Genomic DNA, 11,055 nt, shown 5'->3' with positions numbered 1-11,055 from the left:
CCGTCCAGACCAAGCCTCGGCATAGGCACGGTTGGCCGCCTGTTGCTCTGGATCAGTGGTGTCCAGAGGATGCGGCATTGTGCCAGCGATCGCACCATTGGTCACGCAGAACATCGACTTCTGGAAGCTCACACAAATCTGGACATGCACATCGACCTGGCCCCGTGCATGGTGGTCGTACCAATCGCTCAACTCCTCCGGAAGATGGCGGTACATATCCTGCATGCAGAGACTCGGTGGGATCCCGGCCCCCATGCTCGGAATGGGGTCAGCGTAAAGAGCTCCGTACTTGAAGTCACTGATGTCCGGTGAGATCTGACGGGCCTGGGCGTTGTACGACACCGTGCCGAGAAACGGCATGCCACGGAAAAACACCGCCTCGACATAGGGCACAGCCACATCGACAAGGAAGGTGAGGCCTGCCTCTGGGGGAAGCACCCAGATCTCCTCTCCACCCACATTCACTTTGTACGTGATGGGATGGCCGGCGGCTGTCACCAGACCATCACGGATGTGATGCACCACATCGTTGACACAGGTGACCTCCTGAATGGCGTAACGGCGAGCGAGGTCCACAAAGATGTCACTCATCACCCGCCAGAACAGACCCAGGCAGTAGATCGTGGTGAGCGAACGAATCGACTCGGGGGCAAAGCCCGGATACAAGCGATTGGTGAGAGCGAGCAGCGGGTCACGGCTGGTTTTGCGCTGAATGATCCGCTGACAGGCTTGTTCAAACGCCTCACTGTCGAGATACGCATCGAGCCCACCGGTGCCATGCCAGAACATCGCTTTCTGGCAGTACTCGGCGTACTCAAAGTTGATCCGATCACCAAGCAGGTGATCCCAGAGGCGCTTCAAAGAAAAGCCCTCATGGAAGAAACGCATCACCGGGAAAGGGTTCAGCAGCTGCTTCTCGCCTTGATCGACCAGATTTTTGCTGTAGGCATCCAGCACAAGGCCATAGCTCTCAAGCACGTTGACCACCTGGAGCAAATGGTCAGGGGTATCGGCCAACAGAGGCGTGTCGCTGAGAAGGCGACGGATCAGTTCCTCTTGATCGGGCAACACCGGGGCTTCGATGGAGGGAAGGGTTGCAGTCATGACAGGGCTCCTCCGATTTGGCTCAGGCCGGTGGTGGCGGCTTCACTGAGATTGGACAACAGGGCTGGGACAAGACCGAGCACCAACACTCCCAGGCTCAAAGCGATCGCAGGAACCTGCTCACGGAGAGCGACCCGATCGAGGATACGGGGATTGGCGACATCACCGGGGGCAATCGCCAGACGTCCGAAGAAGGCCCGGTTCACCAACAGCAGGAAATACACAGCGGTGAGGCCGGAGCCCACCATGGACAGCAATGTCGCGACGGGGAAGGGCTCAAGACTGCCGCGGAACACCAGGAACTCGGAGATGAAGCCAGCCATTCCTGGGATCCCAGCACTCGCCATCACACCGATGATCATCAGTGAACCGGTGAGCGGCAGACCACGCTGGGGATTCAGCAATCCACGCAGCACGGTCAGATCTCGGGTGCCGGTTCGGGCGTAAACCACGCCGACCAGAAGGAAAAGAATGCCGGAAATCAGGCCATGGCTAACCATCTGGAACAGCGCACCCATCAAACCCAGCGGGGTGGCTGCAGCTGCAGCCAGCAAGACATATCCCATGTGGCCCACAGAGCTGTAGGCCACCATTCGCTTCATGTCGGTCTGGGCAATGGCAGCGAGGGAGCCATAGAGAACAGAAATGGCAGCCCATCCCGCCAACCACGGGGCGGCCACTTGCCAAGCCTCCGGGAACAGGCCCAAACCAAAGCGAAGTAAGCCGTAGGTCCCCAGCTTCAGCAGAACGCCGGCCAGCAGCACCGACACCGGCGTGGAGGCCTCGGTGTGGGCATCTGGCAGCCAGGTGTGGAAGGGGAAGAGCGGAATCTTGATGCCAAAACCGATCAGCAGGGCCACCAACAACACCAACTGGCTGGCCATGCCAAGTTCGCCGGCCAGCACAGGACGAAGGCTGAAATCCATGCTGCCGGTGACAAACGCCAAGCCAAGGAAAGCCCCCAGGATCAACACACCGGAAATGGCGGTAACGATCAGGAACTTGGTGGCGGCATAGGCACGGTTCGCTCCACCCCAAACGGCGATCAACAACCAAAGTGGGATCAATTCCAGTTCATAGAACAGGAAAAACAGCAGCAGGTTTTGTGCCAGGAAGGCGCCATTGACGGCGCCACTGATCACCAGCAGAAGAGAGAAGTAGATCCTTGGCCGGTTCTCAATCGAACGGGAGGCAATGGCGGCGACCAAACACAACACCCCGTTCATCAGCACCAACGGCAGGGAGAGACCATCCACCGCCAGGGCGTAGTCGAGCCCGATGGAATGGACCCATCGGGCCTGCTCCACCAGTTGCAGGCCTGCATCCGAGGGATCAAACGGCACCAGCAGCGCAAAACTGGCCACACACTGCACGCTGAGCAGAACGATCGTTCCATCCCTCAGCCGTGCACTGGTCGGGGAACCGGGCCACAGCAGGAGAGCAAAGGCCCCAAGGAAGGGAATGAGAAGGAGAAGGGAAAGCAACATCGCTCAGGTGATCAGGTGAGGAACCAGCTCACCGAGGTGAGGAAGAGAAGAATCGCCACAAGCACCGTCAGCACATAGGACTGACCTTGCCCACTGACGCTGAGCTTCAGACCCTCGGCACTTTGCATCGACAGACGCGCCACACCGTGGAGAACACCGTCGACAACGTTGCGGTCGAACCAGAAAGCCAAGCGGGAGAACCCGGCCACAACATTCACGATGGTGAGGCGATAAAAGCGCTCGGTGTAGAAGTCGTAGGCCAACAGGTCCTGACACCAGCGCAACACAGGGTTGAGTGAGCGAGACCAAGCCTTGCTGAGAGGAACCACTGCTCCAGCAACCAGCCCGAGCAATCCACTGCCGACAACCAGAGCTGCCGCCCAGAGCGGGAACGAAAGCAAACCATCCAGGGACTCAAGCCGGACCAACAGCACAGGGGTCAACAGAACAACCACCGACAGGGCCACCATCGGGAGGGCCATCTGCCAGTTGACCTCCGCTGCCCGTCGCGACTTGATCAGCGCATCACCCATGAACACATGGCGGAACACGCGAACCAGCCCAATGGCCGTGAGGGTATTGGTGATCAGGAAGACCGCCATGAACGGAACAGAACGGACACTCAGCAACTCGATCGACTGAGCAAAAGCCAAAAAGCCACCGAGCGGGAGGAAACCAACCAGCCCAGCACTGCCCACCAGAAAAGCCGTGGTGGTGGCTGGCATGCGGCTACCGAGGCCACCTAGTTCAGTGATGTCCTGGCAATTGGTCGAGGCAATCACTCCACCGATGCTCATCGACAGCAACGCCTTCGAAACCGCATGGGAGAACAGAAGCAGCAGCGCAAGCACTGGAATCTGTAAGGCGATGGCGATGAAAACCAGGCCGAGGTGCGCTGTCGTTGAGTAAGAGAGTGTGCGTTTGATATCCACCTGGGCCAGTGCCACCAAGGAACCTCCGATGGCACTGATCGAACCGATGACCAACATCACCGCCAGGGCGATCGGTGACAACTGAAGAATCGGCATCACCTTGAGCAGCACAATCGCGCCGCAGGTGACCACCACCGAATTCCGCAGGATGGAGGCCGGATTGGGCCCTTCCATCGCCTCGTCCAACCAGAGGTGCATCGGGAACTGGGCACACTTACCGGTTGGCCCTGCAATCAGGCCCAGACCCAGCAGAGTGGCGGCAAGGGGGGACAAGCTGTCCTGGGCGGCCCAGGCATAGAGATCGCCGAAGCCCATCACCCCGGAATAGCTGCAGAGGGCAACCACACCCATCAGCAGCAGCACGTCACCAACCCGCTTGGTCAAGAAGGCATCACGCGCGGCGGTGACCACCAGCGGTTGGGCATACCAGAAGCCAACCAACAGATAGGTGGAAAGTGTGAGCATCTCCAGCAGGAAATAGCTCTGGAACAGGGAGTCACTGAGCACAACCCCACTCATCGCACCCTCGAAGAAACCCAGGAGGGCGAAGAAACGCGCCAGGGCCCATTCCTTGTCCATATATCCCAGCGAATACACCTGGGAAAACAGGCTGAGCCCGGTGATCAACTCAAGGGCGACCAAATTGGTCAGGGACAGATTGAAACTGATTTCGAGATCGAGATCAGCAACCGTGAGCCAGGGGTAGGAGAGGTCAACGGGTCCACCCTGATAGACCTGCTGAAGGATGAAGCTGCCATGCACGAAGGCAAGCAGCGTCAGAAGAATATTGAGATAGGCAGCGGGTCTGTGCGCCTGACGGCGAAACAACCCAATCGCCCATGGCATCGAAACCAGCATGCCGATGAACCCGTAGAGGGGGATCAGCCATGCGGTTTGAAGAGAGAGCTGCAGGTCCGGATTCAAAACAGCAAAAGGAATCGGAATCGGGCTTGCTAAGAACTGGCCGGTGAATCTAAGTGGAGACCCCCTTGTTCAGGAGGTCGTCGCGAACCCTTGTGACCAATTCATGCGTCGGTCAACTGCGGCGCAGTGCACCACTGGACACCAAGGCGGGCTCCACCTCCTGGTGAGGGCGGGCAATGATGTGGGCGGCAACCAGACCGTCACCAACACGCTCACAGGCATCGGCGCCGGCACGAACCGCAGCATTCACAGCACCGGTCTCGCCACGCACCATCACGGTGACGTATCCGCCACCGACATATTCACGGCAGATCAACGTGACTTCGGCCGCCTTGGTCATGGCGTCAGCCGCTTCGATCGCCGGAACCATGCCACGGGTCTCGATCAGGCCCAACGCAATTCCAGTCACAGGAGCGGGAGCCGAAGCGGCAGAAGGGGTCTTGGCAGCGATGGCACCACCGGTTCCACCGGCTTTGTTGGAGGGTGACGACGACGAAGCCGATTTCACTGCCGGGGCAGACGTCGAGGACGTTGAGGCCGCTGGAGTGGAGGCAGCACTGGCCACGGGCTGCACATCAACGGTTTTGTTGGCAGCGGTGCTGCGGCGGCGGGGGGTGGAGGAGGGAGTGGCCATGGGGAAAAGAGAGTTGGAAGCGAACGGAAGCGGCGGAGGGGATGGGGCCCTATCCGTCCGGCGTCCAGTGGTCGATGATCCCACCGATCGTCAGATCGGTGAGGACGGTGTTGTCCGGGCAGGCGTGGCGGGCGGCGGACCCGCTGGCTGTAAAAACCCAGTTGCCTTCTCGGGCACCAACCGGGTCAACAGCGACCAATTTCTTGCCCTTGTTGTTCTTGAGAATCCGCAGGTGCATATGGTCCAGCCCCGCCACGCGGAAGGAACAAACCAATGTGCCCATCACCTGCATGATTTCCATCAGCTCGACGCGCCCCCTGCGGGTTTTGCAGCAGGCTGCGGCGTCACCGCCGGGGCTGAGGACGAGGGTTTCGGGGGGTCAGGTTCCCAGTGGTCAATGATCCCGACAATGGTGAGATCACTCGGATAGGACTTACTGCCGGCGGCTTCACGGGCCGCGGAACTGCTGACGCAGATGCACCAGTCCCCAGGCTTGGCACCGACGGCATCAACAGCAACTTTTTTGGTGCTGCCATCGAGAACGACTTGAAGATGCTTGTGCTCGAAATCGGGAATCCGATTGGTCGAGACAAGTGGCTTGACGACCTTGACGATGAGCATGATCAGTGAGCCTCCGGAATCTGAGGATCGAGGGTCGAGCCAACGACCTCGGCAGGGGTGGTCTGGTGGCGATCGCGCACCGTGAGACAGGTGTGCAGGAGGCCATCCTGAATCAAGTCGGCATAGCGCGAGGCAATGGCGTCGTTGACTCGGTGGCAATCGGCGATGGCACGGTCACGGGCCCCGGGGACACGGCCGGAATAGTCGAAACGCACCACCACAGGAATCGGCAGATCACGGCTGACGTTGAGGCCACGGAAGATCTTGACGCCGACATCGAGGTCAGGCGCACCTTCTTCAACGGTGTCGAGATGGGCGAAGTAGGTGAGGTTGCGCAAATGCACTTCCTTGAAGCCAATCCCCACACCAATGAACCGCTCGGCATGCCCGGCATCGGGATAGGGGCCGCGATGTAGATCCTGGACGTAATCGATCTGAGAGCAGTTGTTGGCGATCAAACGAGTGATGAACCGCACCATGCCGGATTCCATCGGTCCCGGTGCGGCCGCTTCAACCGCGTCAGCGATCTGACTCATCGCCTGATCCGCACTCATCGATGCCGTGGCGGCGTGAAGCTCTCGAGCACAAACCCAGTGATCAAGCACCATCGCGCTGTCACGGGTAGGAGGGTGCACGCGAATCGCATCGGTATCGGTGTCGAGACCGATCAACAGCAGATCGACGGACGCACCGCAACAAAAACTGTTTTCGACCGCTTCGCGGAAATCAAGCAGGCGTTGATGGCCTGCAGAGGCCGCCAAGGCGTCGTTGCTGCCATGGGCCGCACACCCCTGATGCAGGGGATCAATCGAACTGAAGTGGTAGGTCACCACTTTGAGGTAACGCGTCGGCTCGGTCGAAGGATTCGGAAGACCAGCGCGATAGCGGCTGTGCTCGGTCTTGACCCAGCGGTTCACCGTGTTCTCAACATCGAACATCGCTCCAGCGTGGGAACGGCGGCGAACAGCACTGAACGGAATCCTCAGGGCATAGGCCACGCCGTGGGCGAGGCGACCATCAGCACAGGGGCTGAGGTCGAGCAGATGGAAACCGCAGTCGAGAAGAAAGCGTTCGAAATCAACGGAACTGGGTTGATCGACACCCCCTTGAAGCGGATCATCTTGGAAAAAATGATCACTGAAGAGTCGATGCGACTCAAACACACACCATGCGAACAGAGCGCGCATGTCCAAGGGACGAACCCAGGCACGCTCAAGAATGTGATGGGGAAGGTCAAAGCCGAGCTCAGCACGGGTCAGACGCTGGGCCTGAGCAATGAAATCAGGCTGGTGCTGAAGGGCTGAGACCTGCTGAAGCAGAGGAACAATGCGATCAAAACGTCCCTTGATCTCCTGTTCATAGGAGCGCAGACGGGCATTCGTGGCGGCATCCGTCAAAGGATGCTGCTGGGAGGAGACCGCAAGCGTCGAACGGCTGAGATTGAAGGGAACCGTGGTGGCACTCCCTTTCTTGCGCTTGACCCATCCGGGTTGCTGAGGGGCGGGGCGTCGGCTGTCCTGACTGGTGCGGATCCGACCTGCAGCAGGGGACCCCTGGGTGAGGACAGCCGCTTTACCAGCCGTGGTCAACGCCTTGCGGCGCGCGAGTGCACGATCGCGGGCGGTGGTGGTGGGAGAGGCAACTGCAGCAGACTCAGAGCTGGTCTCGGGCTGAGCCGAGACCAATTGCTGGAGCTGTCGGCGGGTCGGGGCCGTGGGCGCCTGAGCTCGCCCGCCGCGGGAAGGCTTGGAGCGAACCATCAGCAGATCAGCCCCGTGCTCCGCCAGAGACGGTGATCAAAGAACCCTTCTCCGTGTTGCCGCTGGAGCCGGTCACGCGGCTGACAGGCCATTCGGTTTCCTCGTTGCGCTTGCGCTCGAACGGGGTCATGGCACTCATCGGGCCGGGACGGGTTGGATTGCGGCGGCGTGCAGAGGCACCTTCGGTGCCGGTGACATGCTCACCACGATCCCAGTCATCACCGGTCACCTTGGTGGAGGAACCCTCACCGGTGACGCGAGATGCGGGCTTGGCAGGTGCCTCGACCGCTGCTTCGACTGCGGTGGGTTGAAATTGACGGACCTGGAGCTGACGGTTCTGGAATTCGCGGTTGTCGAAGCGAAACTGCTCCGTACCGGTCACCTTCCCGCCAGCCATGTCAAAAGGGCCGGTAATCCGTTGGCCGTCCTCCTCATAGGTCGTGCCAGTGACGGACGACAGTTCATCACGCTTCTGCTGAGCAGCACGTGCGGGGGACATCACACTGAAGCGTGTCCAGGGGGCTCCTTCAGGGGCCTCACCGTGGGTGTCGGAACCAGCGGGAGCCTCTTGACCGCAGGCAGCGGCCAGTTGATCACCACCGATATAAGGCGTGCCGGAAATCATCTCGCAGGCACCACGCTCGGCACCGGTCATGACACCGCCGATGCCGGGCTGAATTCCGGTCATTGCGGCAGCAGGGGTCCCGGGACGGACGGGTGTGCGCTCACGGATGGCTTGAACGGCGGGGGTTCCGCAGTACTGGCCGGCTTGCTCGAGTCCGGCATAGGGGGTGCCGGTCACCGCTTTACACGTTCCAGGCTCATCACCGGTGACGCGTTCGGAGCGACCCGTGCGGGTTCCGCTGACCACAAGGTTGCGGTTGGTGATGCTGAAACCGACCTTGGGGGCCTCGGCCTCAGGCTTGGCGCCACAGAAGGAGTTGACTTGCTCAGCGCTGATGTACTGGTCTCCGGTGACCCGGTGACAGGAGCCGAACTCATCGCCGGTCACGGCGGAGGAGCGGCCCACCATCGTTCCGGTGACTCCGGTGCCGGACAGCGTGCCGGACACACCGACCTTGGCCGCTGGACGACCGTCAGGCAGGGGATCAGACCCTAAGTATTGATCACCGGTGAGATTGCGGTTGGCACCGGCTTCATCACCGGTGACGCTGGAGGAACGACCCACCATCACGCCGCTGACGGGTCGACCCTGTTGGGTCAGGCTGTGACCAACCTTGCGGGGAGAGACGGTCCCACCGCCGCAGTAGGCAGCCGATTGATTGGCCGAGATGTACTCGGTGCCAGTCACGGACTTGCAGGTGCCGGGCTCATCGCCGGTGACCTTTTCAGAGCGACCGACTTCGTTGCCGGTGACGCGGTTGCCATGGCTGGTGGCACTCACCCGAACCTTGGCGGGAGTTGTCGGCTCAGGGGCGGATTGACAGAAGGTCTGGAAGACCTCAGCACCCAGGTATTCGGTACCGGTGATGGAACGACAGGTGCTCGCCTCGTTACCCGTGGTTTTCACCGAGCGGTTGGCCTGTGTCCCGGTGACGGTCTGGCCGGAGGTTGTGGTGCTTTCACCAACCTTCCAATGGGCATCGGCCGCAGCAGCCTGCTTGGCGCCGTGGCGATTGGGACCTGTCGGACGGGTCACACCTGCGCTCTGCTTGTTGCGAGCACCGGCCTTGGCACGGAGTTCACGCACCTGCTGGGAGAGCTCACGGCTGGTGAGATCCGGATTGGCCTGGCGGGCGACAGCGGCGGCACTGGTGGGCTGCTTACCGGCTGTTTTGCCGTGCTTCGCCATGGCATCACGACGGGCAAGAACAAGTGCACGACTTGGATTCTCGATGGCGCGACGCTTGGGAGATGCGGAGCGGCGTTCGGTGCGGCCGCTCAGCTGCAACGTCGGAGCAGGGCGGGAGGACAGCTGGGTTTTCTCAGCAGCACGCTTGCCACCGCAACCACAGGTCTTGGTCTCCTGAGCAACAGAAGCGGCAGCAGGTTTTGACTGCTTGGCCACCTCGGAGCGGTTGCGATCCTTGCTGGTGTCGGCCGTTTTGCCACGGCGGGACAGGGCTTCACGTCGGGCTAAGACGAGATCACGGCTGGGATCACGCTTTTGCTTGACCTGGGAGCGGACAGGCGCTGCGGAGGGGGTCAGTGTTGCCATGCGTCGCGGAGCAACAGCGACGGGTGCGGCTTGCACAGCCCCATCCACCTCTTCGGCATTGGCGTTGGTGCGCGTCGCTCTGGCATCAGAAGCGGTACGCACACGATTGGCACCGGCAGTAGCGGCGACAGAAGCTTTCTTACCGGAGGTGGTCAGCGCCTTTCGGCGTTCAAGTGCGAGTTCGCGACTGGAGAGTCTTGCCATGTCCGCCCGAGGATGTCGACGTGAGTTGAAGGGACACCAGTCCCTTCGGAAAAAACTTGAGCCCTGATCAGATCAGGGCTCGGAACCAAGTGATCCGAAGATCAGCGGCCTTCGAAGACCACGAAGCAAGCACCCTGGCTTTGGGTGTAAGCGTCGTAACCAACGATGCGCACGTGGTGGTCGGGGTAAGCGCGATGGCAAGCCTCGAGCTCGCTGACCACAACGTTGAGATCCTTCTCACCGAAGAAAGGCAGCTTCCAATACGACCAGTAGGTGGCCATGGAGTTGCTGGGGTGGACGTGCTCGACGAGCGGGCTCCACCCCTGGGCAATGATGTAGGCGATCTGGTCGTAGATCTCGTCCTGGGTCATCGGCGGGAGGAAGCCGAAGGTCTCCAGGGTGGCGACTGTTTGATAGTCACCCACGGTGCTCTGGAAAGGCATGGGGATCCTGGGTGTAAGAAAAAGGGGTGGCCGGTTGCATCAACCGGCCGTTGAGACGATCAGTTCTGGACGTCGAGCTTGTCGACGGTGTCGAACTCGAACTTGATCTCCTTCCAGGTCTCGAGGGCGATGGCCAGCTCGGGGCTGTGCTTCGCGGCTTCCGTGAGGATGTCGCGGCTCTCTTTCTCGAGATGACGGCCGGCGTTGCGTGCCTTGACGCAGGCCTCGAGGGCCACACGGTTGGCAGCAGCACCTGCAGCGGAGCCCCAGGGGTGACCGTGGGTACCACCACCGAACTGAAGAACGGAGTCGTCGCCGAAGATGGTGACCAGGGCGGGCATGTGCCACACGTGGATACCGCCGGAAGCAACGGCGAACACGCCAGGCATGGAACCCCAGTCCTGATCGAAGAAGTTGCCGCGGCTGCGGTCTTCGGGCCCGAAGGATTCGCGCAGCTGGTCGATGTAGCCGAGGGTGGTCTGACGATCACCTTCCAGCTTTCCGACCACGGTGCCGGTGTGGAGCTGGTCACCACCGGACAGACGCAGACACTTGGCGAGAACGCGGAAGTGGATGCCGTGCTTGGGGTGACGGTCGATCACCGCGTGCATGGCGCGGTGGATGTGCAGCAACATGCCGTTCTTGCGGCACCACTTCGACAGACCGGTGTTGGCCGTGAAGCCACCGGTGATGAAGTCGTGCATGATGATCGGCATGCCGAGTTCCTTGGCGAACTCAGCGCGCTCGTACATCTCCTCGGGAGTGTT

10 protein-coding genes are annotated in these 11,055 nt (G+C 60.8%); all 10 read right to left on the bottom strand.

Annotated elements, in window-relative coordinates:
• Positions 1-1,104: CO2 hydration protein (locus ACGVKB_RS02010; RefSeq protein ID WP_392349601.1), on the bottom strand; the 1,104-nt coding region annotated here is incomplete at its 3' end.
• Positions 1,101-2,591 carry an NADH-quinone oxidoreductase subunit M gene (locus ACGVKB_RS02005; protein ID WP_392349600.1) on the bottom strand — a complete coding sequence of 497 codons (1,491 nt, stop codon included), beginning with the start codon at positions 2,589-2,591 and terminating at the stop codon, positions 1,101-1,103. The genes ACGVKB_RS02010 and ACGVKB_RS02005, both read right to left, overlap by 4 nt.
• An 11-nt stretch (positions 2,592-2,602) precedes the next feature.
• Positions 2,603-4,447: an NAD(P)H-quinone oxidoreductase subunit F gene (locus ACGVKB_RS02000; protein ID WP_392349599.1), complete on the bottom strand. Its 1,845-nt coding sequence runs from the start codon at positions 4,445-4,447 to the stop codon at positions 2,603-2,605.
• A 112-nt stretch (positions 4,448-4,559) separates the two neighbouring features.
• On the bottom strand, positions 4,560-5,081 hold the full coding sequence (locus tag ACGVKB_RS01995; RefSeq protein WP_392349598.1) for a BMC domain-containing protein: 522 nt from the start codon (positions 5,079-5,081) through the stop codon (positions 4,560-4,562).
• 49 nt (positions 5,082-5,130) lie between these two features.
• A complete protein-coding gene (locus tag ACGVKB_RS01990; RefSeq protein WP_392349597.1) occupies positions 5,131-5,382 on the bottom strand; it encodes a carboxysome peptide B in 252 nt (83 codons plus the stop codon).
• Positions 5,382-5,702 carry a carboxysome peptide A gene (locus tag ACGVKB_RS01985; RefSeq protein ID WP_392349596.1) on the bottom strand — a complete coding sequence of 107 codons (321 nt, stop codon included), beginning with the start codon at positions 5,700-5,702 and terminating at the stop codon, positions 5,382-5,384. Before ACGVKB_RS01985 ends, ACGVKB_RS01990 begins: the two co-directional genes overlap by 1 nt.
• A 2-nt stretch (positions 5,703-5,704) precedes the next feature.
• Positions 5,705-7,462 (bottom strand): carboxysome shell carbonic anhydrase, encoded by a 1,758-nt coding sequence (locus tag ACGVKB_RS01980; RefSeq protein ID WP_392349595.1) that lies wholly within the window; start codon positions 7,460-7,462, stop codon positions 5,705-5,707.
• Between the two features lie 7 nt (positions 7,463-7,469).
• Positions 7,470-9,845 carry a CsoS2 family carboxysome shell protein gene (locus ACGVKB_RS01975; protein ID WP_392349594.1) on the bottom strand — a complete coding sequence of 792 codons (2,376 nt, stop codon included), beginning with the start codon at positions 9,843-9,845 and terminating at the stop codon, positions 7,470-7,472.
• 101 nt (positions 9,846-9,946) lie between these two features.
• Entirely contained in the window at positions 9,947-10,288 is a 342-nt protein-coding gene (locus ACGVKB_RS01970) for a ribulose bisphosphate carboxylase small subunit (RefSeq protein WP_006043651.1), read from the bottom strand.
• Positions 10,289-10,347: 59 nt separating this feature from the next.
• Positions 10,348-11,055, bottom strand: a 708-nt coding sequence (locus tag ACGVKB_RS01965) for a RuBisCO large subunit C-terminal-like domain-containing protein (protein WP_392349593.1), incomplete at its 5' end; no start/stop codon positions are given.

It is taken from the genome of Parasynechococcus sp. (assembly GCF_042954325.1).
In the GTDB taxonomy this organism is placed as follows: Bacteria; Cyanobacteriota; Cyanobacteriia; order PCC-6307; family Cyanobiaceae; genus Parasynechococcus.
This window is presented reverse-complemented; position numbering and strand designations above follow the sequence as displayed.